Source organism: Kitasatospora sp. NPDC089509 (assembly GCF_044749365.1).
Lineage (GTDB): Bacteria > Actinomycetota > Actinomycetes > Streptomycetales > Streptomycetaceae > Kitasatospora.
Map to the genome: position 1 here is coordinate 75,125 of NZ_JBIVHS010000025.1, position 23,973 is coordinate 99,097.

Consider the following 23,973-nt stretch of genomic DNA (forward strand, 5'->3'; position numbering starts at 1 on the left):
GGAACGACCTCCACCGGCGGACGACGATCTCTGACGGGGTGGACATGGGCACGGGAGCGGGCACCGCGCTGACGGCGCACCAGCTGATCGGACTGCTGGTCGACCCCGGCGGCTTCCGCGGCTGGGACGAGCCGCCGACCGAGCAGACCGCCGGCCCGGACCCCGACCCCGACTACCGCGCCTCGCTCGACCGGGCCCGCGAGCGCACCGGCCTGGACGAGGCCGTGCTCACCGGCCGCGGCCTGATCGACGGGCGGCCGGTGGCCCTGATCGCCTCCGAGTTCGGCTTCCTCGGCGGCTCGATCGGCGTCGCCACCGCCGAGCGGATCACCCGGGCCGTCGAGCGCGCCACCGCGGAACGGCTCCCGCTGCTCGCCCTGCCGGTCTCCGGCGGCACCAGGATGCAGGAGGGCTCCGCGGCCTTCCTCTGCATGCTCCGCATCACCGCCGCCGTCCAGGCCCACCGCGCGGCCGGCCTCCCCTATCTCAGCTACCTGCGCAACCCGACCATGGGCGGGGTCTTCGCCTCCTGGGGCACCCTCGGTCAACTGGTCCTCGCCGAGCCGGGCGCCCGACTCGGCTTCCTCGGCCCACGGGTGTACGAGGAACTGCGCGGCGTGGAGCTGCCGCCGGACGTCCAGCGGGCCGAGACGCTGGCCGGGCACGGGCTGGTCGACGCCGTGGTGCCGCCGCAGGAGCTGCGCGAGCTGCTCCGCCGCACGCTCACCGTCCTCGGCACGACCCCTCCTCCGCGACCGGTCTACACCTCTTATAGGGAGCCCTCTCTTCCGGCCGCATCCGACACCGGGCACCCCAGTCCAGAGCACCCCGATCCCGGGCACCCCGACGCCTGGGACTCCGTCCGCCGCACCCGTCGCCCCGACCGCCCCGGCACCCGCGAGCTGCTGCGCCGCACCGCCGAGGAGCTGGTGCTGCTCGACGCGCCCGGCGGCCGCGACGGCGCCCTGGTCCGCGCGCTCGCCGTGCTCGGCGGCCACCCCGTCCTGGTCGTCGGCCAGCAGCGGCAGAGCGCCGGACACGAGCGCCCCTTCACCGCCGCCGACCTGCGCGCCGTCCAGCGCACCGCGCGGCTGGCCGAGCAGCTGGGCCTGCCGCTGGTCACCGTGGTGGACACCGCCGGGGCCGAGCTGTCCGCCCGGGCCGAGCTGGACGGGATCGCGGTCGAGATCGCGCACTGCCTGACCACCCTGCTCGCGCTGCGCACCCCCGTCCTGGCCGTCCTGCTCGGCCAGGGCTCCGGCGGCGGCGCGCTCGCCCTGCTCCCGGCCGACCGGGTGCTCGCGGCCGGGCACGCCTGGCTGGCGCCGCTGCCGCCGGAGGGCGCCTCGGCGATCGTGCACCGGGACGGAGCGCACGCCGCCGAGCTGGCCCGGTCCCAGGGCATCGGCGCCCACCGGCTGGCGGCGGTCGGTCTGGTCGACGAGGTGGTCCCCGAGCTGCCGGACGCCGCCGAGGAGCCGGAGGCCTTCTGCGCCCGCCTCGGTGCGGCCGTCGTCACGGCCCTCGGCGAGCTGTCGGCCACCACCGAGCTGGACCGGCTCACCGCCCGGGCGCTCCGGCACCGGCGCCTCGGCGACCTTCGATGACCGTTCGGTCGCCTTGTACGACCGCGCGACGATCACCCGACGACCGTCCGACGACCACCCCGCGACCGTTCCACGACCGTTCTGCGTCCACCGAAGACCGTTCGGTGACCCCTGGTGTCGACCTCGCTCCGGAACGCGACCGATTCCTGTGGCGCCGGGCACAGATCGTCTGTACCCAAAGTGCTGTGACCGGACCGTCCGGTGACGACCGCCGCCGCTAAACGGTGAGTGCGCTCACAGGCGAATCACGCCTACGACGGACGGTAGTGGTGACCGCAGGCCGGCCCGCGCACCCCCGGACCGGTCGCCCGCCGACCGGCATCCGCCCAGTTCAGAGCCCGTCCGAGCGGCCCGGCGGAGCGCCCCTTCGAATCCACGGCCCCCGCGACGCCTACGACCGCACGTCGTAACGAGGGGGTCTTGGCGGGGGCCGATCCGGTCTGGCAACAATGGCTCTCGTCGTCAGCCGCACCGGCACCTGTCCCGCCGGTGGACGGCTTTTCGCCGAGTCGCACCCCACAACCACAACGGCCCCTGTCCGGCCCGTGGTCCTGGGTGGGGCGCGACTCGGCCCAACCTGATTGAGGTCTTGTCCTACATGCCCACTTTCAAGCTCCGTATGCGCACCTCTGCCGCCGTTCTGGCCGGCACCGCCGCCCTCACCGCCCTGGGCGCGGGTGTGCTCCCCGCCACGGCGAACGCCGCGACCGCCTCCCCGCAGGCCATCGCCGCGCAGATCGTCCCGGCGAACCAGCTGGCCTCGTTCAGCCAGATCATCTCCCACGAGTCCGGCTGGAACGTGACCGCGACCAACCCGAGCTCCGGCTCCTACGGCCTGGGCCAGGCCCTGCCGGCCTCCAAGATGGCCTCCGCCGGCGCGGACTGGAAGACCAACCCCGCCACCCAGATCAAGTGGGCCCTGGACTACATGAACTCCCGCTACGGCAGCCCGAACGCCGCGTGGACCTTCTGGCAGGCCAACCACTGGTACTAAGCCGATCGACCATCGGCGTACCGGCGTACCGCCTGTCTCCTGACCTCATCCCCCTCACCCCGGGGGCCGGACAGGGACCACCTGGGTGACCCGAGAGGGCCCGGGCCCGCGCGAACCGCGTGGCCCGGGCCCTCTCGTGCTCCCCCGCGCCGAACCCCGCCCCCGCCCCCCCCGGAGCGCCCCCCGGAGCCCTCGGAGCCCTCAGAGCTCCGCGCCCAGCCCCAACAGCTCCCGCATCCGCGCGTACTTGGCGGCCAACCGCTCGGCGGTCACCGGATCCAGCAGAGCGATCCGGGCCGGGTCCGAGTTGTGCGCCAGATCGGCGCGCTTGACCAGCAGCGCCCCGGGCGTGGCCAGGATGCGCGCGGCGTACGGCTCCAGCGGCTCGCCGGGACGCCGGGTGAGCGCGTCCACGATCGCCTTGGTCTCCTCCGGCAGTGCGGCCCGTGCCAGCCACTCCCGGCTCAGCCGGTCGTCCTCGACCGTGTCGTGCAGCCAGCCCGCCGCGATCTGCGCCTCGCTGCCGCCGCGCGCCGCCGTCCCCCGGGCGACCGCCGCGACGTGCTCGTCGTACGGGTGGCCGTTCTTGTCCGTCTGCCCACGGTGGGCACGGCGCGCGACCGCCTCCACCTCGGACAGGCTCAGGTACTGGTCCTCCATCGGCTCATCGTAGGCCGGACCCCTCAACGGGGCCTATCGGGCAGCCCGTCCGCCTTCCGCCCGGGCCCGCTTCCGCCCGGCCCGACGATCAACTCCCCGGCGGCCACTGGTTTACTGCCTCAGGGGGGTTCTCGGCGGTTTCGGTGGTCCTGGCCCCTCGGGCGGGTGACACCCGCCGCACCCGGCAGGCCCGTCGAGCGATCCGAGGAACCATGCACGCCCTCCACCCGCTGCTGTCCGCCTTCGCCCCGATCTGGGTGCTCACCGCGGTCGGCTACGTCGTCGCCCGCGCCGGACTGCTCGGAGCGCAGGCGGAGTTGGTGCTGACCCGGTTCGTCTTCCACGTCGCGATGCCGGCCGCGCTCTTCCTGATGATCGCCCGCACCCCGCTGGGGCACTTCGCCAACGCGTCGATGCTCGCCTTCGTGTGCGGCACCACGGTGGCGACCGGCCTCGGACTGCTCGTCGGGCGGCTGCTGTTCCGGCGCGAGCGCGGTGAACTGGCGATCGGCGCGATGGCCTCCGGCTACGTCAACTCCGCCAACCTCGGTATCCCGGTGACCATGCAGGTGGTCGGCGACGCCTCCTTCGTCGGACCGGTGATCCTCTTCCAGATCCTGCTGGTCACCCCGGCCGTGCTGGCCGTCCTGGACAGCGGTGCGGCCGGCCGCCGGGCCCTGCTCACCCTGCCGCTGCGCAACCCGATCCTGATCGCCACCGCCCTCGGCGCGGTCGCCTCGGCGACCGGGTTCCGCCTGCCCGCCGAACTCCACCACTCCGCCGATCTGCTGGGCGGCGCCGGAGTGCCGACCGCCCTGGTCGCCCTCGGCATGTCGCTGCACAACCGGCCGCCCGCGGACGGCCGTTCGCGCCGCGCGGAGCTCGGGCTGACGGTCGCCATCAAGACCCTGGTCCAACCGCTGGTCGCGCTGCTCGTGGCCGGCCCGGTGCTCCACCTGCCCATGCACCAACTGCTCACCGTGGTGCTGTTCTCCGCCCTGCCGACGGCCCAGAACATCTACACCTACGCCCGCGAGTACGGACAGGGCACCGAGCTCGCCCGGGACACCGTGCTCTGGTCGACGCTGGTCTCGATGGCGACGCTCTCCCTGATCGCCTGGAGCCTCGGACCCGCGTAACCCCCGTCCGCCGCCGGGCCCTTGCTCCCGCTCCCGCACCCGACCCCGCGCCCTACTCCGCGCGGGCGGCGGCCACCACCGAGGTCATCGACTCCAGGAAGCGCCGGGCCGTCGCCAGCTCCGCCGGGTCGAACCGGCCCATCGCCGCGACCAGGTCCCCGATCAGCCCGCCGAAGAAGCCCTCCCCCAGCTCCATCGCCCGCTGCTCCACCACCAGCCGCACCTTCCGCCGGTCCCCCGGATCGCGCTCCCGGCGGATCAGCCCGAGCCGTTCCAGCCGGTCCACCAGGCCGGTGGTCCCGGCCGAGTTCAGCCGCAGCGCCTCGCCGAGCCGCCCCGGGGTGACCACCGCCCCGGCCCGGGCGGCGTCCAGCAGGTGGATCAGCGCCCGCAGATCGGTCGGGTGCAGGCCGCTGCGGGCGGCGAACTCCGCCCCGAACAGGTCGAGTTCGACCGTCAGACCGCGCAGCAGATGGACCAGCCGCATCGGCTCCTCAACCTCGGGCACCCTGCCCTCCTTCCTCGGGCACGCGCGTGCCATTATTCTCTCGTTCAGCGAGAGACTCGCTCAACGAGTGAGTTTGTGCCATATCCGCACGCGATCACACCACACCTCGCGGAGGCCCAGCATGTCCGCCCGCACCGACCGCTCCCCGGCGCCGCACCTCACCCCCTTCCTCACCGCCTACGACCGGCTGCTCGCCCGGTGGCCCGTCCCGGTCGAACCTCTCACCGTCCGCACCGCCCACGGCACCACCCGGGTCAACGCCTGCGGCCCCGCCGACGGACGCCCCCTCGTGCTGCTCCACGGCGGCGGCGCCACCTCCACCATGTGGTTCGCCAACGCCGGCGCCTGGGCCGAGGCCGGGCACCGCGTCCTCGCCGTCGACCTCATCGGCGACCCCGGCCGCAGCGTCCACGACGGCACCCCGCTCGGCGACGTCCCCGGCCTGCACGGCTGGCTGGACGCCGTGCTCGACCGACTCGGCGTCACCGAAGCCGACTTCTGCGGCCACTCGTACGGCGGCTGGATCGCCCTCACCTACACCCTGCACGCCCCCGCCCGGGTCGGCCGCCTCGCCCTGCTCGACCCCACCCAGTGCTTCGCCGGCTTCCGCCCCGGCTACCTGCTGCACGCCTTCCCCCTCTTCCTCCCCGGCCGCACCCCGGCCCGCGCCCACGCCTTCCTCGACTGGGAGACCGCCGGCAGCCCCCGCACCGACCCCGACTGGCGCGAGGTCTACGCCCTCGGCTACGCCGACTTCCCCGCCTCCCGCGTCATCACCGGCCCCCGCCCCACCCCCGCCCGCCTCGGCGCCCTCACCACCCCCCTCCTCGCCCTCTACGCCGACCGCTCCCGCGCCCTCGACCCCCACCGCGCCGCCGAGACCACCCGCCGGGCCGTCCCCCACGCCACCGTGACCACCGTCCCGGGCGCCACCCACCACGACTTCCCGGTGGCCGCCGCCCCCGAGGTCAACCGTCACGTCCTCACCTTCCTCACCCGGCCCACCCCCTGACCCCCACCCACCGCACCACGGCCCGCCCCCGATGGGCTACCGGCAGGGAACCCCGAGACCGCGATCCGGTAGCCCACGGACCATCACGGCGCCCGGCGGCCGGAAACCGACGCACCCGTCAAGTCCATTGCTCCAGCGGACACTTGGCGCTGGCACACTGTCGCCCCGCAGCCGCACCACTCCCACGCCTCTCCCCTGGAGCAGCCATGGCCGTGTTCCTCCGACGCCTCGCCCCCGCGGCGGTGCTCGCGCTCGCCGCCCTGACCGTCGCCCCGAGCGGTGCCTCCGCCGTCACCGCCGGGCCGACCCTGACCGTCGACGCCTCCCCGGCCGGGCACCTGGGGCTGACCTGGTCGGTCCTGGAGCAGCGCGGCACCTCGGTGCACGTCGGGACGGACCGCCTCAGCAACCCCTACCTCGGCGACACCGCCCCCGGGACCGAACTGCCGGTGCTCTGCATCCGGGTGGACGACCGCCCGGCCCCGGACGGGATCCCGACCAGCGGCTTCCACAGCTGGGCCGGCGGCGAGGTGGCGGCGACCGACCCGACCGCGGGCTCCGACCTCACCAGCCGGGACGTCGGCGACGGGCTGTGCGCGGACACCTTCGGCGGCGACTGGCGGATGGCCGAGTTCCACGACGGCGAGGGCTGGTCGCTCTGGGCCACCGGCTCGCTCCCGCAGGGCACCCGGTTCTGGACCGCCATCGACGACCAGCCGGCCGACCCCTGGAGCTGACCGGCCCGAACCGTTCCCGGGGCGGCCGTTCGAGGACGGCTGCCCCTGCCGCGCGAGCGGTTCCGGCGCCGTCGGCGGCTCGTCAGTAGATCAGATAACCCGGGCGGTGCCCCTCGTCCTCGATCTCCCCGGTGGCCTGGGCCCGCAGCTTGCGGGACAGCTCCTCCAGGGCCCGGGAGGCCGCGACCTCCTCGCCGATCCTGGCGAGCGGACGGTCCTCGGCGCTCTTCTCGGACTCACCGTGGGCGCTCAGGCCCGGCGCCCTCGCGCCCGTCAACCTGGCGTCGCACACCGTATGCACGCCGTCCTCGTCGAAGCTCAGCTCCACATCCCACTGATTGTGCATGCCACACCTCCTGGCGCCGGCCCCCGTCACGCCGGTCCGGGCCGCGCCGGACGGAGGGCCCGTGGCGGCCGCTCCCACCAGCGTGCGCCCGCCCCACCCGCGGCGGCAAGCGCGGCCGTCGCGGACGGCGGCCGACGGCCGACGGGCGGCCCACGCGGCGGCCCGGGCGGCGGCCGGTGCGGGAGGCCCGCGTCCGATCGGCCCGGCCACCGCCCCGGCGGTACGCTGACGGAAGCGTGCCGCGACCGTCGACCCTCCCCCGGAACCGCCGGCGCGGCGCGGGGCAGCGACAACCTGGTGGTCCCTCCGTGGCGGTCTTCCTCCTCGCTCTGGGCGCGGCCTGCTGTCTGGGACTCGGCTTCGTCCTCCAGCAGCACGCGGCGCAACGGGCCCCCCGTGCCGACCTGCTGCGCTGGCGCCTGCTGCTGGACCTGATGCGGATGCCCGAGTGGCTGCTCGGCACCGGGTTCATGGTGGCCGGGCTGCTGCTGTCCGCGCTCGCGCTGAACCAGGGCGAGGTGTCCCTGGTCGAACCGTTGCTGGCGACCAACCTGATCTTCGCCATGGCGCTCTCCCGGGTGCTGACCCGTCAGACCCTGGGCCGCTCCGGCTGGGCCGGGGTGCTGCTGCTCGGGCTCGGGGTGACGGCGTTCATCGTGGCCGGGCAGCCCACCGGCGGCGGCCCGCCGGCCGGGGAACTGCGGCACTGGCTGGTGGTCGGCACGGTGGTCGGACTGACCCTGCTGCTGGTGGCGCTCGCCCGCCGGCTGCCGCTGTTCGAGGAGGCCACCCTGCTCGCGCTGGCCGCCGGGCTGCTGTACGGCCTCCAGGACGCGCTCACCCGCACCACCACCCAGCGCCTGGACCACAGCGGGCTCGCCGCCGTGCTGCGCAGCTGGCAGCCGTACGCGGTGGTGGTGGCGGGCGTGGTCGGGCTGCTGCTGGTGCAGAGCGCCTTCGAGGCCGCCCCGCTGCGGATGTCCCTACCGGCGCTGACCGCGGCCCAGCCGCTGTCCGGGATCGCCTGCGCCGTCGGCTTCCTGGGCGACCGGCTGCGGGTCACCCCGGGCGCGCTGGCCTGGCAGGCGGCCGGGCTGGTGGCGATCGTGGTCGGGGTGATCGTGATCGGCCGGCATCCGGCGCTGCCCGGCACCGTCCGGGACACCTTGGAGGGCATCGGGGCCCCACCGGAGGAGCGAGCCGCCGCCGACGGCGACGCCGCCCGCGACCCGACCGGGAACGGCGAGCAGAAGGGCGAGTAGCGGGACCGATGTGCTGGAGCGCCCAGGCGGACGCCGTGGCCGGCGGGACGGTCGCGGCCGTCGGGCTGGCCTGTCTGGCACGGGTCGCACGGTCCGGACGGCCACGGCGCCTGCTGCTGGCCGCGCTCCCGCTGGTGCTGGGCGTGCACCAGCTGATCGAGGCGCTGGTCTGGCTCGGCACCGACGGCGAGCTGCCGTCGGCCCCCGCCCGGGCGGCCCGCACCGCCTGGGCGGTGATCGCCCTGCCGCTGCTGCCCGTCCTGGTCCCCGCCGGGGTCCGGTGCGCGGCCGGCGAGCCCGGGCACCCGGCGGGCCCCGGCCGGCGTCGCGCGCTCACCGTACTGACCCTGCTGGGCGCGGCGGTGGCGGTCCCGCTCGCGGTCGCCGTCGCGACCCGCCCGGTGACGGCCTCCCGGCACGGCCACACCCTCGGCTACGCCATCGGCATCCCGTACCCGGCCCTGCTGCTCACCGGCTACCTCCTCGCCACCGTGGGCTCCCTCCTGATCAGCGGCGACCGCCTGCTCCACCGGCTCGGCCTGCTCACCGGAGCGGGCGCCGTGGTCTGCGCCCTGCTCTGGCAGCTCGCGTTCGTCTCCACCTGGTGCGCCCTCGCCGCCCTGGCCAGCCTGCTGCTCCTGCACTGGACGGGACAGCCGCCCCCACGAGCCGCCCTCGCCCGCTGACCCGGCCCTCGCCCCGGGCGCCCGGGAGACGGGCGGACGTCCCGCCCCGCCGGTCGGCGGTGCGGGGTACCCGCCGCTCGGCGGGGGGCGTGGGCCGGTTCGCGCCCCGGAGCCGGTTGTCACCCGGGCGGAGGAGGCGCAGGCTGGCAGCAGGGCCCGGGAAGCGGCCCGCCCCGGTCGGCCGCGGACTCGATGACGGCCACCGGTCAGGCACGAGGGGCAGGGCGATGGCACGCGGGAAGCTCTGGGGCTACGTCGCGTCGGGCGCCCGGGCGCTGGGTGCGCTCGGCGGCGCGGGCGGCGCCGACCGCAAGGGCGGCCAGGGCGGGCAGGGCGCGCCGGAGGGCCTCGGCCCGTTCCCGCCGATCGCGATGGCGGGGCCCAGGACGCTGTCCCGGACGGAGCTCGACCAGCTGCACCGGACCGGCCGACCGGCCGGGTGCGAGCCGCAGGCGCGGCACGTGCAGGTCGCCGAGGTGGTGCGCCGGGTGGTGCGCGGCGGCGGCCGGGCGGCGGCCGTCACGGTCCGGCTGGCCCCGGGGCTGCCGGTGGTGGCCGGGGACGCCCGCCGGATGGAGGCCGCGATCGCCGGGTTGCTCGACCACGCGATCCGGCGCAGCCCGTCGGACGGCCGGGTGCTGGTCCGGGCGGACGTCCGGCGCATCGGCCCGGCGGCACCCCGGTCCGCGAGCGGACGAGTGGCCGGTGCCCGGACGGCCGGTGGACGGCCGGCGGGCGGACGCGGCCGGGAGCGGGTGGAGATCCGGATCTCCGACCGCGGCGCCTACCGGCCGCCCGGGGCCGGGGAGCGGCCGCCGGCGGACCCGCGGCCCACCGGCGCGGTGGGCCCGGCCCTGCGCAACCTGGTGTTGGCGGCCGGCGGCGGTCTCGCGGTCGAACCCACCCCCGGCGGCGGCCTGACCGTGGTGCTGCTGCTCGCGGTCGCCTACGACTGAGGTCCCGGAACCCGCCGCCCGGCGAACAGCGCCCGGCGAACCTAGACTTGCCCCATGCCCCGGCTCAACGACCAGGTCAGGGAGCTGCTCCAGGAGTACGCCGACCTGATCAACATCACCGGCGGGGACGCCTTCCGGGCCCGCGCCTACGAGAAGGCCGCCCGGGCCGTCGGCGGCCACCCCGAGGACCTGGCCGGTCTGGACGTGAAGGGCCTGCAGCAGATCCCGGGCGTCGGCAGGTCCACCGCCGAGAAGATCGCCGAGTACCTCGCCTCCGGGACGATCCCCGCGCTGGAGGCCCTGCGGGCCGAGATCCCCTCCGGCGTACGGGAGATGATGGCCGTCCCCAGCGTCGGCCCCAAGCGCGCCCGCACCCTCCACCGTGACCTCGGCATCACCTCGGTCGACGAACTCGCCGCCGCGGTCCGCGCCGACCGGCTCTCCGGCCTGGCCGGTTTCGGCGAGCGCAGCGGCGAGAAGATCCTGCACGGCATCGAGCTGATGCGGCAGTCCGGCGGCCGGACCCTCCTGGACGCCGCGACCGAGCTGGCCGAGCAGCTGGTCGAGACGCTCTCCGCCGTCCCCGGCTGCACCCGCTGCGCGTACGCGGGTTCGCTGCGCCGGATGCGCGAGACGGTGGGCGACATCGACGTGCTGGCGACCGCCGCCGACTCCGCACCGCTGATGGCCGCGCTCACCGAACTCCCGTACGTGGCCGAGGTGATCGGCAGCGGGCCGACCAAGACCTCGGTGCGCACCACCCAGGGGATCCAGGTGGACCTGCGGGTCGTCCCCGAGGAGGACTGGGGCGCCGCGCTGGTCTACTTCACCGGGTCCAAGGCGCACAACATCGCGCTGCGCACGCGGGCGGTGCGGGCCGGTCTGAAGCTCTCCGAGTACGGGTTGTTCGAAGTCGGCGGCGAGGAGGACGCCGACCGGAACACCAAGGGCGGCCGGGAGGGCGCCAAGGTGGTCTCCGCGACCGAGGAGGAGGTGTACGCGGCCCTCGGGCTGCCCTGGATCCCGCCGACGCTGCGCGAGGACCGGGGCGAGATCGAGGCCGCGCTGAACGGTGAACTCCCGGACCTGATCCAGGAATCGGACCTGCGCGGCGACCTGCACACCCACACCGACCTCACCGACGGCCTGGCCACCCTCACCGAGATGATCGACACCGCGGCCGCCCGCGGCTACTCCTACTACGCCGTCACCGACCACGCGCCGGACCTGGTGATGCAGCGGATGACCGACGAGAAGATGCTCGCCCAGCGCGCGGAGCTGCGCCGACTCGCCGACCGCCACCGGAAGTTGCGCCTGCTGCACGGCACCGAGCTGAACATCGGCCCGGACGGCGGCGTGGACTGGCCGGCCGGGTTCCTGGCCGGGTTCGACGTCTGCGTGGCCTCGGTGCACTCGCACTTCACCCTCGACCGCGCCGCCCAGACCCGCCGGCTGATCCGCGCCTGCGAGAACCCGTACGTCCACGTCATCGGCCACCTCACCACCCGCCGGATCGGCCGGCGCGGGCCGATCGACGTCGACCTGGACGCGGTGTTCGCGGCGGCCGCCCGCACCGGCACCGCGATCGAGATCAACAGCTCGCCGCAGCGGCTCGATCTGCGCGACGAGGACGTCCTGCGGGCCAAGCGGCACGGCGTGCGGTTCGCGATCGACAGCGACGCCCACGCCACCGGCCAGCTGGCCTACCCGCGCTTCGGGATCGGCACGGCACAGCGCGGCTGGCTCACCGTCGAGGACGTCGTCAACGCCTGGACGTGGCAGAAGCTGAAGCACTTCCTCCGCAAGGACGCACTACAGAAGTAGTTCCGGGTCGACTACACCCGTAGTCGACCCGGAACGGCCGCGGCGACAGTCACAGCCAGAGCCACAGCCACAGCCACGACCTACGCGCAACTGGCCCCCGGCGAGCCCAGCACCCGGGCCGCACTGCGGTGCCCGAGGCCGGCCGCCAGGTGCAGGTCCCCGGTGTCCAGGAACCCGGCCAGGAACCCCGCCGCGAAGGCGTCCCCGGCTCCGGTGAGATCGCGCACCTCCGCGACCGGCGGCACCGGCACGGTGAACAGCCCGTCACCCGGGACGTCGACGGTGGTCGCCTCGGCCCCCGCCTTGGTGACCACCGTGGTGGCCGCCAGCCGGGCGCGCTCCGGCCCGGGCAGGCCGTCCACCAGCAGTCCGAGGAAGGCCGACTCGGAACGGTTGGCGAACACGAAGGTCGGCGCCAACCCGGCCAGCAGGGCGAGGAAGCGCTCCCGCCCGTACTCCTCCAGCATGCCGGTGGAGGAGGCGTCCACCGAGGTGGTGCCGCCCGCCCACCGGACCCGGTCGAGCGCGTCGACCGCCGTCCGGCCGACCGGCTCGCCGTCGAAGGAGTACCCGGGCACGTGCAGGTGGGTCAGGCCGGTCAGCCAGTCCTCCGGGACGCGTTCCAGCAGTGTGGCGGCGCCGCGGTCGGGCAGCATGGTCCGCTCGCCGTCCGGGTCGATCAGCACCACGACGCTGCCGGTCCGGCCGTGCCGCTGCACCCGCACGTCCACGCCGTGGCCGCCGAGTTCGGCCACCATGCCGTCCCCGACCGGGTCCGCGCCGACGCAGCCCAGGAACCGGGCCGGGTACTGCCCGGCGGCGAAGCAGGCGACGTTGGCGGCGCTGCCGCCGCGCCGCCGGAAGACCCGGGCGCCGGAGTCGGTGCCGTGGCGCAGCGGGCCGTCGGTCCAGACCACGATGTCCTCGACGAGGTCGCCGAGCACCCCGAGCACGGCTCAGGCCCCGGTGGGCGCGGCGACGGACCCACCGGCCCCGCCGGTCCCGTCCGGGCCGCTCGCCCCACCGGCCCGGCCCGCCGCGGGGATCCGGGCCAGCGCGCCGGCGATCTCCCCGCCGAGCCGGACGTTGCCGCGGTAGACCTCGACGTTGACCTCCAGACTGCGTCCCCCGGTGTCGCGCTGGATGTGGTCGAGCAGGAACGGGGTGGAGGCGTTGCCGGTGATGCCCCGGCGCTCGGCCTCGGCCCAGGCGCGGGCCAGGATGCCGTCCAGCTCCTCCGGCGGCAACTGCCGGGCCGGGTCGACCGGGTTGGCGATCAGGACGGCCTGCGGCAGGTCGAGCCGGTCGCGGGCGTCGATGATCCGCGCGGCCTCCTCCGGGGACTGGACGGCGAAGTTGACCTCGTGGCCGGAGTCGGTGACGTAGAAGCCGGGGTACTTGGTGGTGCGGTAGCCGATGACCGGGATGTTGAGGGTCTCGAAGCGCTCCAGGGTGGCCCGGATGTCGAGGATCGACTTCACCCCGGCGCTGATCACGGTGACCGGGGTGGCGGCCAGGGTGGTCAGGTCGGCGGACTCGTCGAAGCTCTCGGATGCGCCGAAGTGGACGCCGCCGAGGCCGCCGGTGGAGAACACCCGCACGCCCGCGCGGTGGGCCAGGAAGGCGGTGGCGGCGACGGTGGTGCCGCCGTGCCGGCCGAGCGCGGCGACCACCGGCAGGTCGCGCAGGCTGACTTTGTCCAGGCCGTCGGTGGCGGCGAGTTCGGTGATCTGCTCGGTGCTCAGCCCGACCGTGGGGACGCCCGCGTGCACGCCGATGGTGGCGGGGACGACGCCGGCCGCGCGCAGTTGCTGCTCGGCCTCCAGCGCGACGGCGAGGTTGCGCGGCCGCGGCAGTCCGTGGGTGAAGATCGTCGACTCCAGGGCGACCACGGGACGGCCGTCGGCGACGGCCCGCGCGACCTCCTCGGCGACCTGGATGGCGGGGGTGCTGGCGGGGGTGCTGGCGGGCAGTCCGGTCATGGTGTGGGGCTCCCTGTGAGATGCCACTGCGATGGGGCAACGTGCCGTTCAGCGTATGGACGGTTCGGATCGGAAACCAGAATGAGTCCTGGGGTTTCCGATAGGCGAGGGCCTATTGGTTCGCACTAGGATGATCCGTATGGGCTTCACCTTGCGGCAGCTGGAGGTCTTCCTCACCGTCGCCGAGACGCTGCACTTCGGCCGGGCCGCCGAGCGGTTGCACATCTCGCAGCCGACGGTCAGCCAGGAGGTCGCCCGGCTGGAGCGGACCGTCGGCGTCGAGCTGTTCGACCGCAGCCGCCGCTCGGTCGCGCTGACCGAGGCCGGCGAGGTGATGGTCGCCGAGAGCGCCCGGCTGCTCGAACAGGCCGGGACGCTGCTGTCCCGGGTCCGGCTGCACGAGGAGTCCCGGCTGGGGACGGCCCGGATCGTCGCCTCGCCGAGCGTGGTGAACCGGTTGCTGCCGGCCGTGGTCAGCCGGGCCGAACAGGAGCTGCCCACGCTCCACACCGCCGAACTCGCCGTCGACACCGGCCAGGTGTCCACCACGCTGGCCGGTGAACTCGCCGACATCGGCCTCGGCCGCTTCCTGGCGGACGTCCCCGGCTACCGGCTGGAGCGGATCGCCGACGAGCCGGTCCGGGTCGCCCTCGGCCGGGACCACCCGCTGGCCGGACGGACCGGCCTGCGGCTCGCCGAACTCCGCGACCTGCCGCTGCTGTTGTGGCCGCGCGAGCAGCACCCCCGGTACTACGACCACGTGCTCGGCCTGTGCGCCGAGCACGGCATCGACCCGCCGGTGCTGGTCAGCCCACCCCGGATCGTCGGCTCCCGGCTCTACCTGCTCGCCCGCAACCGCGCCTTCTCCCTGGTACCCGGCTCGATGACCGGCCACCTCACCGAGGACGTGGCCACCGTACGGCTGGAGGGGCGGGCCACCCTGCCGCTGGAGATGCAGTGGCGCACGGACGACCGACGGCCCCCGCTCGCCACGCTGCGCAACCTGATCCGGCAGGAGGCCGCGGAGTTGGAGGAGTGGTGAGGCGCGGCGGGAACCACTGCAGGACGGCGGGAAACGGTGCCCCACGGCGGGAAACAGCGGGAAACGACGGGGGCCGACCGGAAGTGGCGAGGACCGACCGCGACCCCCGCGCCGACTCTTGACGCTCACATGCCAGCGCCGGAAGGATGCCCGGATCACCCACCCGGCCCGTCGCGCGCCGACGGGCCGCCCGACCCCGGGGACCCACCTTGGCCCTGCGCTCCCTGCCCTCCCCGCGCCCGCGCCGCCCACTGCTGCGCCGCGCCGCCGGACTGCTCGGCACCGCCGTCCTCACCCTGGCCGGCACCCTCACCGCCGCCGCACCCGCCCACGCCGACTTCGGCAGCGGCTACCACGACCCGATCACCGCCACCAAGCCGCTCACCCGCCCCGACACCCGCTCCTGCACGGTCGAGGTGATGCACGACCGCGAGTTCCGCAACGGCTACGGCAACCCGCCCGACACCCCGTACACCACGAGCGTCACCCCGCCCGCCGACTGCGCCGGCCCCTGGTCCGCGGTGGTCCTGGACCTCCACGGACAGGTCGCCGGACGGCAGTTCGACCGCATCTTCAGCGCCCGCATCGGCGGCGTCCAGGTGCTGCTGTCCTCCACCCCGGAACCGTCCCAGGACGGCATCCAGTGGAACGTCGAGCGCGATCTCACCCGCTACGCCCCGCTGTTCGCCGCCGGACCGCAGCCCTTCTCGCTCGATCTCGCCAACGTCACCGACGCCACCTACACCGGCGTCTACAAGCTCTCGGCGAGCCTGACCTTCTACACCGCCGACGACCGCTGGCCCGCCGCCCACGGCGCCGACCAGGTCCTCACCACCGGCGCGTTCTCGCTCACCCAGGCCGCCCCGGCCAGCACCGGGGACGTCACCTTCCCCCGGAACCTGGAGCGACTGACCGCCGAGCTGTACGCCCGGGGCGGCGGCGCCTGCGAGGAGTTCGCCTACGCCGCCGCGCCGGACGCCTTCGTGGCCGCCAACCCGTCGATCGGCGCCTGCGGCAAGGGCCCGTTCCGCGAGCTGCGGCTCACCGTGGACGGCCGGGTGGCCGGAGCGGTCTGGCCCTACCCGGTGATCTACACCGGCGGCTGGGACCCGCTGCTGTGGCGGCCGGTGCCGGGCGTCTTCGCCTTCGACCTGCCCGCCTACCGGCTCGACCTCACCCCGTACGTCGGCCTGCTGCTCGACGGGCGCCCGCACCGGCTCGGCGTCACCGTCAACGCGACCGAGGCGCAGAGCAACGACGTCTGGACCGGCCAGCTCAACCTGTTCGCCGAGGTCGACCACGGCACCGCCCGCACCTCCGGGCAGCTCACCGACTACCGGGTCGCCCCCGAGGCCGCCGTCACCACCCGACTCGCCGACCACGGCGGCGGCAGCGGCAGCGGCGACTGGACCGTCACCGCCGCCCGGCACGACCTCGCCCGCGGCTGGGTGCAGACCTCGCACGGCCGGATCACCACCGAGGTCCGCGACGACCTCGCGTTCAGCTCCGCCCAGCAACTGCGCGACAGCGGCAACGACGTGACCCTGCACAACGACGCCGACCTCACCCGCGCCACCAGCACCTGGGGCGGCGGACCGCACCGCACCACCACCGTGCACGAGGGCGAACCGCTGGACGTCACGTACAAGGTGAGCCGGGACGCGGCCGGGAACACCGACCAGAACACCGCGATGAACCTCGGCTACCACCGCGCGGCCACCACGGCGACCGGCGGCCACGTCACCGAGCGCTCCACCGTGGACCACACCCTGCGACCCACCGCACGGCGCCACGACGGCGACCGCACGGTGCGGACCGGCAGCAGCACCGAGGACTACCGCAGCACCGGGCCGGACGGGCCGTACCACCGGACGTTGGCCTTCGTGGACGGGTGGCCGGCGCCGTAACCCGAGGCGGCACAGCGCCCGAGTTGCGAAATTCGCCCGATTTCGGGCCGTTGACCCCTGGTGCACCCGCCGTAGGAGGCGCATGATGGGAGATGGACCTGCGAGGCAGCTGAAGGAAGTTCGACCGCAGGAGGCAGTGGTGACAGATCGAGACGGATCAGGGTCTGCCGCTGGTACTACCTCGGTCGACGATCGAACTACCGGCCGGAGGACGCCACGTCCGGAGGCCGCCCCCGCCTCGTAGGTTCCCCGCGTCCACGGAGCGTCCCCTCGGCTCCGTGGACGCACTCGTCCCACCGCCGCCCGGCCCCCGTCCCGTCCCACCGGGCGCCGCTACGGCACCGGGTACCCCATCTCCCACGCGTGCACCGCGATCCCGACCCGGTTCGCCACCCCCAACTTCCGCTGGATGCTGGCCACGTGCGTCTTCACCGTGCCCGGGGAGATGAACAGTTCGGCCGCGATGTCGGCATTGGTCCGGCCCGCCGCGACCTGACCGGCGATCTCCACCTCCCGCTCGGTCAGCGCCACCACCGGCACGCCGGCGGTCGGCCGCGCGGACCGGCGCGGCGCCGTCACGTGCTTCAGCAGCCGCACCGTGACCGACGGGCTGATCAGACTCTCGCCGTCCGCCGCCGCCCGCACCGCCTCGGCCAGCAGGGACGGGCCGGAACGCTTCAGCAGGAAGCCGGAGGCGCCGTGCCGGAGCGCCGGGTAGACGTACTCGTCCAGGTCGAAAGTGGTCAGCACCACCACCCGCACCGCACCGGACAGCCGCCTGGTCACCTCCAACCCGTCCAGCCGGGGCATCCGGATGTCCACCAGGGCCACGTCCGGCCGCAGTTCGGCCGCCAGCTCCAGCGCGGCGAGACCGTCGGCGGCCTCCCCCACCACCTCGATGTCCGGCTGCGCCGCGAGGATCCGCCGCACGCCGCGCCGCACCGCCTCCTGGTCGTCCGCGATCAACACCCGGATCACCCGCGGACACCCACCGTTCGCACTCGTCACACCGGGCAGTCTCCCGCACCGTCCGCCCGCCGGGAAGCTCCGCCCGACCACCGGCTCGACTGCCCGACTTCCCGACTTCCCGGCTGCCGGGCTGCCCGACCCGGCCCGGGAAAGTTCACGCCGCCGATCCGGCGCGGTTCACCTCCGCCCGGTGAGGCTGGCGCCCATGAACGCTTCCAGTGGACGCACCCCCGTCAGCCCCGCCGTCAGCCCTTCCGTCAGCCGGCGCGGGCTGCTCGCCGGCGCCACCGGCCTGAGCCTCGGCGGCGCGGTCTCCCTCTCCGGCGTCGCGGCCACCCCCGCCGCCGCCTCCCCGCTGCTCTGGGAACGGCCGGACCGCTCCGGCGCCCCACGGGTCGGCGGACTGCACCTGCAGTTCGGCTCGGACGCCTCGCGCGAGGTCACGGTCTCCTGGCACACCACCGCGTCCGTCTCCAACCCCCGGGTGATGTACGGGACTTCGCACGGCGGCTTCGGCCGGACGGCGCAGGCGGAGACCCGCACCTACCGGGACGCCAACTCCGGCACCGAGGTCCAGGTGCACCACGCCCGGATCGGCAACCTGCGGCCCGACACCGACTACGTCTACGCCGCCGTGCACGACGGCGCCACCCCCGAGCTCGGCACCGTCCGCACCGCCCCGCGCGGCCGGGCCGCCTTCACCTTCACCAGCTTCGGCGACCAGGGCACCCCCACCCTCGGCAAGCAGACCGCCAACGGCTACGTCAACGACAACCTCGGCAGCCCCGCCGCGGGCGACACCACCGCCGGGGTCGAGCGGGTCGCCCCGCTGTTCCACCTGGTCAACGGCGACCTCTGCTACGCCAACCTCGCCACCGACCGGGTCCGCACCTGGTCCGACTGGTTCGAGAACAACACCCGCTCGGCCCGCCACCGCCCCTGGATGCCCGCAGCCGGCAACCACGAGAACGAGAAGGGCAACGGCCCGATCGGCTACGGCGCCTACCAGGCCTACTTCGACCTCCCGGACTCCGGCTCGGACACCGGCGCGGACGGCGAACTGCGCGGCCTCTGGTACGCGTTCACGGCCGGATCGGTGCGCGTCATCAGCCTCAACAACGACGACGTCGCCTACCAGGACGCCGGCAACAGCTATGTGCACGGCTACTCCGGCGGCGCCCAGCAGCGCTGGCTGGAGCGGGAGTTGATCGCCGCCAACGCGGACCCGGGGATCGACTGGATCGTCATCTGCATGCATCAGGTCGTCATCTCCACGGCCGACAAGTTCAACGGCGCCGACCTCGGCGTCCGCGAGGCCTGGGTGCCGCTGTTCGACAAGTACGGCGTCGACCTGGTGGTCTGCGGCCACGAGCACCACTACGAGCGCTCCCACCCGATCCGCGGCCAGCAGCCCACCGACACCCGCACGCCCATCCCGGTCGCCACCGACACCGAGACCGTCGACACCACCAAGGGCACCGTCCACATGGTCATCGGCGGCGGCGGCACCTCCGCCCCCTCCAACCACCTCTTCTTCACCCCGCCCAAGGCCCGGGTGATCACCGGCGTCGGCCCGGTCGACAGCTCCACCGGCAAGCGGCCGCCGGTCTACGTGATCGAGGACGCCCCCTGGTCCGCCTTCCGCGACGCCGACAACCCGTACGGCTTCGCCTCCTTCGACGTCGACCCGGGCGAGCGCGGCGGCGACACCACCATCGACGTCACGTACTACTCCGTCAGCGGCCCGTACGGCGACCTGGTGCCGGTCGACCGCTTCACCCTCACCCGCCCACGCGGCCTGCGCGGCGGCGGCCGGGGTCACTGAGGCGAGGCGTCCGGAACGCGTTCCACCGGACCTGTCGCTACCGCCCCGGCAGGGTGCAGCACACCCGCCAGCCGGACGGGTCGAGCGGGCCCGAGGTCAGGGCGCCCCCGTGGGCGGCGACCCTGGCCGACAGGCCCGCCAGGCCCGTACCGCCCGCGCCGGGGCGGCGGCGGAACCGGGGCCCGCGGGCGGCCGGACCGCCGTCGTCGACGACGCTCACCGTGCACCCCGCCGGGCCCGCGACCACCCCGACCGTCACCTCGGTGGCCCGCGGGGCGTGCCGACGGACGTTGGTGAGGGCCTCCAGGACGACGGCGTACGCGGTGGCCTCGGCCTCGGCGGCGAGCAACCCGACGGCCTCCGGCGCGAGTTCGACGGTGGCGCAAGGGCCGCCCGCCGTTCCGAACCGGGCCACCAACTCCGGCAGGTCGGCCAGGCCGAGACGCCGGGTGGCGGCGGCCGACGCCCGGTCCGCGCGCAGGGCGCCGACCATCTCGTCCATCGAGTCCAGCGCGCGCAGCCCGGCCTCCTCCAGCCGGCGCAGCAGGGCCGCGGTCTCCGCCGGTTCCTGGCCCGGGAGTTGGCCGGCCTGGGCCTCCAGCACGATGCCGGTGATCTCATGGGCGACCGAGTCGTGCAGCCCGCGCGCCACGTCCAGCCGCTGTTCGCGCCTGGCCCGGGCCACCGCCCGTTCCCGCCGGGCGTCCAGCACCCGCAGGTAGAGGCCCGCCCCGGCGACCCCGAGCACCGGCAGCAGGGAGACCAGCACGGCGACCACCGGTCCGGCCGGCCCGCCGTGCGGCATCCGGAGGGCGAACCGCAGCGGCAGCACCAGGGCCGCCGACCCGACCAGTCCGCCGATCGGCCCGGCCCAGCGGTCGGGCAGCCCCCGGACGGCCCGGAACAGCACGCCGAGCAACGCCAGCCACTCGAACGGCAGCCAGAACGCGGGCAGTCGGTAGGGCCCCGAGTAGCAGAGGTCGACGAGCAGCGAGGCCCCGGCCGACGCGCCCGCCGCGGCGGCGAGCGTGACCCGACCGGGCGGCCGGGGCAGCAGCGCCACCGCCGTGGCGAGCACGGCCGTCAGGGCGGGCACCAGGGCCGCAGCGTGCTCCCCGGGGTGCGCGAGCGCGACGGGTGCGAGCAGCAGCAGGGCGGCGCCGACGGCGGGCCACCGCCGGGGCCGACCGGGGCGGGGCAGGGGATCGGTACGCACGCCATCGAGCCTACGGGCAGCTCTCCCGGGGGAGCCGGGCTCCTCCACGGGATGGAGGCAACTCCCCTCCGCAGCGGGAGGTCCGGCCGGCCCGCGCGGGCCAGACTCGATCTCGCTGGCCGGTGCGGGGGTCAACGACCCCACAGGGGAGGGCCGTTGAACCCCGCACCCCGGCCGGAACGGGGCGCGGGGTGCGGGGCGGGGGCGGCCGACGCGTGAACGGGCCCGCGCCCGGCTTGTCCGAGGCCGGGCGCGGGCCGCCGATCCCCACCCGGTGCCGATGCCCTCGTACCGGGTGAAGTCCCTTGCGGCGCACGGTCCTCAGACCGCGACCGCCTCCTCCATCTCCTCCTCGGCCTCGACCGACGACTCGACCGGCGTCTCGATCGGCATCTCGACCCGGCGGCGTCCGCGACCCTCGTACATCGCCGCGGCGACCAGGGCCGCCCCGCCCAGCAGCAGCCAGACCAGCAGGGTGAGCAGGTGGCCGCCGAGGCCGGCACCGCCGTCGAAGTAGAGGATGCTGCGCGCGCCCTCCAGGTAGCCGGCGCCGGTCCAGAAGCCGTGCAGGCCGCCGAAGAAGCCGTTCTGCAGCTCCGGCCGGTAGATGCCGCCGGAGGAGGTGAAGTTCAGCATCACGAACAGCACCATCAGCGCCAGCGTGGTCCACTTCTTCAGGAAGCTGTGCAGACCGATGCCGATCAGCACGATGCCCGCGGAGTAGAGCCAGCCGAGCGCCCAGATCGCGGCGTAGGAGTGGTCGACGACGTGGAAGACCGGCCCGGCGGTGACGATCCCGATCACGCTGACCACCAGCGAGACCGCCACCCCGGTCAGCGCCCGGATCCGCATGGACAGGCCGGCCCCGGCGGCGCCGATCGCCGCGACGCTGGCGTAGGAGCCGATGCTCAGCGCGACCAGCAGGAAGAACAGGCCCTGGCCGGTCGGGTCGCCCTTGGCGGGGGTGGTGAGGTCGGTGACGTGCAGCGGCACGCCCTGCCGGTCGGTGACGTTGGTGAACACCGCCGTCGCGGCCACCACCGAGGTGTCCGAGTTGCCCTTGGCGACGATCAGTTCGGGGCTCTTGGCGTCCGGGACGAAGGCGCCGACCAGGTCGCGGTCGCGCAGTTGCCGCTCGGCGGTGGCCCGGTCGGGGACGCTCCGGACGTCCAGCGCGGCGCCGGCCTTCTCCTGGACGGCCTGCGCCAGGCCCTGCGCCTGGGCGCCGGTGCCGACGACGGCGACCTTGAGGTGGTGGGGCTCCGGCTGGTGGAAGGCGCCCTGGTAGGCGAGCGCCATGCCGAGGCACATCAGCAGCGGGGTGATCAGGTGGACGGCGAGGTGCTTGAGCGAGTGCCCCGGGGTGGGCGCTGCGGCGGGGGTCTGGGGTGTGCTCATGGCGTTCGTACCGTCCTCCGAAAGCTCTTCTTGAAGGTGGCAAATACAACCAATACAGGTGGCAAATGCAACCGTCTATGGATGTAGCTTACAACTGTCCGACAGTGATCGGAAGCCGGGCCCCGAGCCCCACCCCCGTCACGCCCCGGGGTACGACCCGTGGGTTCAGCCCAGCTCGAACACCCCGTACGAGAAGCCGTCCGCCCGCAGCTCGCCGTCCACCACCCGCACGCCCTGCACCTCCAGCGGCCGCACCGCGCCCCCGCCGAGCCCCTCCGCCAGCCGGACCGCCCCCGGCTCCCGGCGCGGGTTCACCGCCACCAGGTACCGGCCGGAGCGCGTGTACACCAGCGGGTACCCGGCCTGCCGCACCTCCACCCCGCCGGACGCGCCCAGCCCCGGATGGGCGCGGCGCAGCACGATCAACCGCCGGACGGTGTGCAGCAGCGAGGTCGGATCGGCGCGCTGGGAGAGCACGTCGGGCCGGTGCGGGTCCGGGTCCGGCGGCAGGTAGCAGCGCTCGGGCGGCGCGGTGGAGAACCCGGCCGAGGGGCCCGGCGCCCACTGCATCGGGGTCCGCGAGCCCGCCCGGTTGAAGCGCGGTCCGAGCACGCTGCCCTCGACGTCCGGCAGCCCGGGCAGGTAGCGCATCCCGATCTCGTCGCCGTAGTACACCGCGGGCAGGGTCGGCCAGGTGAGCAGGAAGGCGAAGGCCGGGGCGAGTTGCGCACCCGTGCGCGGGCCGGTGGCGAGCCGGGAGAAGTCGTGGTTGGCGGTGGGCAGCACGATGTGCCCGGCGCCCTCGGTGAGTTCGGCGGCGGAGCGCCAGGCGTCCAGGAAGGTCTGCGGGGTGCCGCGCCCCTCCGCCTCGAAGTAGCACGGCCCCTGGTGCCAGAACTCCTCCACCGTCCCGCCGCCGTTGTTCCACAGGGATCGCAGAGGGAGCCCGTGGTCCTCCCCGCCGAAGTGCAGGAAGAAGTCCGCGTGGAAGCCGGCGGCGACCGCGGCGGCCGGCTCGCCCCACTCGGCCAACAGCGCGGCCTGCGGGTGGGTCCGGTCCAGCCAGTCGCGCAGTCCGGTCCAGAGCTTGGCGGTCTCGACCCGGCCCGGGTCGTCCTTGACCAGCGAGTACGCCATGTCCACCCGGAACCCGGCCACGCCGAGGCCCAGCCAGTGCGCCATGATCCCGCGCAGCGCCGCCCGGTTGGCGCGCGGACCCTCGGCGTCCACCGGCTGGCGCCAGGGCTCCGCCGAACTGCTGCGCGCGTAGCCGAAATTGAGGGCGGGCTGGCAGTCGAAGAAGTTCGGCCGGTGCCAGCCCGGACGGCTCCCGGGCGAGGCGACGAAGCCCTCCACCGGCCGGTCGGACCAGATGTAGCGGTGGTCGGACGGATCCTCGGCGGCGGCCAGGAACCAGGGGTGTCGGTCGGAGGTGTGCCCGGCGACCAGGTCCAGCAGGATCCGGATGCCCTTGCGGCGGGCGGCCTCGACCAGGGCGACCAGGTCCTCGGTGCGGCCGTAGCGCGGCGCCGGGGTGAGGTAGTCGGTGACGTCGTACCCGGCGTCGCGGAAGGGAGAGGCGAAACAGGGGTTCAGCCAGACGGTGTCCACGCCCAGCCAGGAGAGGTGGTCGAGGTGCTCGGTGATGCCGGCGAAGTCGCCGATGCCGTCGCCGTCGGAGTCCGCGAAGCTCTGCGGGTAGATCTGGTACAGGACGGCGTCGGCCAGCCAGTCGGGGCCGGGGCGGGTCGAGGTCATGGGGGCGGGTCCTCCTGCCGGTTCCGGGAGCCGTACGGGCCGAGCGGCCGGGCCGGGCCGAGTGCCGAGGGGCCGGGCCGAGCCGGGTGCCACCGATTCTCGTCCAATCCCGGCCGTCCCGACAGCCCGCCTCACACCTTCACGG

The 23,973-nt window shown here is 74.8% G+C and carries 21 protein-coding genes; 12 read left to right on the top strand and 9 right to left on the bottom strand.

Translation table 11 applies throughout. From position 1 onward, the window contains the following. Positions 1-44: 44 nt before the first annotated feature. A complete protein-coding gene (locus tag ACIP4P_RS35925; RefSeq protein ID WP_400925789.1) occupies positions 45-1,607 on the top strand; it encodes a carboxyl transferase domain-containing protein in 1,563 nt (520 codons plus the stop codon). Positions 1,608-2,226: 619 nt separating this feature from the next. After that, on the top strand, positions 2,227-2,601 hold the full coding sequence (locus ACIP4P_RS35930; protein WP_350512593.1) for a transglycosylase SLT domain-containing protein: 375 nt from the start codon (positions 2,227-2,229) through the stop codon (positions 2,599-2,601). 201 nt (positions 2,602-2,802) lie between these two features. Here the strand turns inward: ACIP4P_RS35930 and ACIP4P_RS35935 are convergent, their stop codons facing one another. Further along, on the bottom strand, positions 2,803-3,261 hold the full coding sequence (locus ACIP4P_RS35935) for an HD domain-containing protein (RefSeq protein ID WP_400925793.1): 459 nt from the start codon (positions 3,259-3,261) through the stop codon (positions 2,803-2,805). Between the two features lie 212 nt (positions 3,262-3,473). Between ACIP4P_RS35935 and ACIP4P_RS35940 the strand changes: the two genes are divergently transcribed. Next, positions 3,474-4,400: an AEC family transporter gene (locus tag ACIP4P_RS35940; RefSeq protein ID WP_400925796.1), complete on the top strand. Its 927-nt coding sequence runs from the start codon at positions 3,474-3,476 to the stop codon at positions 4,398-4,400. Positions 4,401-4,452: 52 nt separating this feature from the next. On the opposite strand, the gene ACIP4P_RS35945 is transcribed toward ACIP4P_RS35940, so the two are convergent. Next, positions 4,453-4,887 carry a MarR family winged helix-turn-helix transcriptional regulator gene (locus ACIP4P_RS35945; RefSeq protein WP_400925946.1) on the bottom strand — a complete coding sequence of 145 codons (435 nt, stop codon included), beginning with the start codon at positions 4,885-4,887 and terminating at the stop codon, positions 4,453-4,455. A 142-nt stretch (positions 4,888-5,029) separates the two neighbouring features. On the opposite strand from ACIP4P_RS35945, the gene ACIP4P_RS35950 reads away from it, so the two are divergent. Then, positions 5,030-5,920: an alpha/beta fold hydrolase gene (locus ACIP4P_RS35950; RefSeq protein ID WP_400925799.1), complete on the top strand. Its 891-nt coding sequence runs from the start codon at positions 5,030-5,032 to the stop codon at positions 5,918-5,920. A gap of 206 nt (positions 5,921-6,126) precedes the next feature. Continuing rightward, a complete protein-coding gene (locus ACIP4P_RS35955) occupies positions 6,127-6,657 on the top strand; it encodes a hypothetical protein (RefSeq protein WP_400925802.1) in 531 nt (176 codons plus the stop codon). Between the two features lie 82 nt (positions 6,658-6,739). Here the strand turns inward: ACIP4P_RS35955 and ACIP4P_RS35960 are convergent, their stop codons facing one another. Then, complete coding sequence (locus ACIP4P_RS35960) at positions 6,740-7,003, bottom strand: dsRBD fold-containing protein (protein WP_400925805.1); 264 nt, start codon at positions 7,001-7,003, stop codon at positions 6,740-6,742. Positions 7,004-7,311: 308 nt separating this feature from the next. On the opposite strand from ACIP4P_RS35960, the gene ACIP4P_RS35965 reads away from it, so the two are divergent. The 4 genes from ACIP4P_RS35965 to polX all read left to right on the top strand — a co-directional run bounded on the left by ACIP4P_RS35965 (position 7,312) and on the right by polX (position 11,731). Further along, positions 7,312-8,265, top strand: coding sequence for a DMT family transporter (locus tag ACIP4P_RS35965; RefSeq protein WP_400925808.1), 954 nt, complete (start codon positions 7,312-7,314; stop codon positions 8,263-8,265). 8 nt (positions 8,266-8,273) lie between these two features. Continuing rightward, positions 8,274-8,951, top strand: a complete 678-nt coding sequence (locus ACIP4P_RS35970; RefSeq protein ID WP_400925811.1) for a DUF6629 family protein — start codon at positions 8,274-8,276, stop codon at positions 8,949-8,951. Positions 8,952-9,178: 227 nt separating this feature from the next. Beyond that, positions 9,179-9,907: a hypothetical protein gene (locus ACIP4P_RS35975; RefSeq protein WP_400925814.1), complete on the top strand. Its 729-nt coding sequence runs from the start codon at positions 9,179-9,181 to the stop codon at positions 9,905-9,907. Positions 9,908-9,961: 54 nt separating this feature from the next. After that, positions 9,962-11,731: a DNA polymerase/3'-5' exonuclease PolX gene (gene polX / locus ACIP4P_RS35980; protein WP_400925817.1), complete on the top strand. Its 1,770-nt coding sequence runs from the start codon at positions 9,962-9,964 to the stop codon at positions 11,729-11,731. Positions 11,732-11,811: 80 nt separating this feature from the next. Here polX and ACIP4P_RS35985 read toward each other — a convergent pair whose 3' ends face one another. Together ACIP4P_RS35985 and ACIP4P_RS35990 are read right to left on the bottom strand one after the other, a co-directional pair. Then, positions 11,812-12,684: a carbohydrate kinase family protein gene (locus tag ACIP4P_RS35985; RefSeq protein WP_400925820.1), complete on the bottom strand. Its 873-nt coding sequence runs from the start codon at positions 12,682-12,684 to the stop codon at positions 11,812-11,814. A gap of 3 nt (positions 12,685-12,687) precedes the next feature. Continuing rightward, complete coding sequence (locus ACIP4P_RS35990) at positions 12,688-13,713, bottom strand: pseudouridine-5'-phosphate glycosidase (protein WP_400925822.1); 1,026 nt, start codon at positions 13,711-13,713, stop codon at positions 12,688-12,690. Positions 13,714-13,852: 139 nt separating this feature from the next. Here ACIP4P_RS35990 and ACIP4P_RS35995 point away from each other — a divergent pair, with 139 nt between their 5' ends. Further along, positions 13,853-14,755, top strand: coding sequence for a LysR family transcriptional regulator (locus ACIP4P_RS35995; protein ID WP_400925825.1), 903 nt, complete (start codon positions 13,853-13,855; stop codon positions 14,753-14,755). 209 nt (positions 14,756-14,964) lie between these two features. Continuing rightward, positions 14,965-16,662, top strand: coding sequence for a peptide-N4-asparagine amidase (locus ACIP4P_RS36000; RefSeq protein ID WP_400925828.1), 1,698 nt, complete (start codon positions 14,965-14,967; stop codon positions 16,660-16,662). A 333-nt stretch (positions 16,663-16,995) separates the two neighbouring features. On the opposite strand, the gene ACIP4P_RS36005 is transcribed toward ACIP4P_RS36000, so the two are convergent. After that, entirely contained in the window at positions 16,996-17,670 is a 675-nt protein-coding gene (locus ACIP4P_RS36005) for a response regulator (protein WP_400925831.1), read from the bottom strand. A 166-nt stretch (positions 17,671-17,836) separates the two neighbouring features. Between ACIP4P_RS36005 and ACIP4P_RS36010 the strand changes: the two genes are divergently transcribed. Further along, complete coding sequence (locus tag ACIP4P_RS36010) at positions 17,837-19,456, top strand: purple acid phosphatase family protein (protein ID WP_400925834.1); 1,620 nt, start codon at positions 17,837-17,839, stop codon at positions 19,454-19,456. Positions 19,457-19,493: 37 nt separating this feature from the next. Here the strand turns inward: ACIP4P_RS36010 and ACIP4P_RS36015 are convergent, their stop codons facing one another. The 3 genes from ACIP4P_RS36015 to ACIP4P_RS36025 all read right to left on the bottom strand — a co-directional run bounded on the left by ACIP4P_RS36015 (position 19,494) and on the right by ACIP4P_RS36025 (position 23,828). After that, on the bottom strand, positions 19,494-20,672 hold the full coding sequence (locus tag ACIP4P_RS36015) for a sensor histidine kinase (protein ID WP_400925837.1): 1,179 nt from the start codon (positions 20,670-20,672) through the stop codon (positions 19,494-19,496). Positions 20,673-20,993: 321 nt separating this feature from the next. After that, a complete protein-coding gene (locus ACIP4P_RS36020; protein WP_400925840.1) occupies positions 20,994-22,070 on the bottom strand; it encodes a hypothetical protein in 1,077 nt (358 codons plus the stop codon). A gap of 165 nt (positions 22,071-22,235) precedes the next feature. Then, the gene (locus ACIP4P_RS36025; protein ID WP_400925843.1) at positions 22,236-23,828 is read right to left on the bottom strand and encodes an alpha-amylase family glycosyl hydrolase; all 1,593 of its coding nucleotides are present in this window, start codon (positions 23,826-23,828) and stop codon (positions 22,236-22,238) included. Positions 23,829-23,973: the final 145 nt, after the last annotated feature.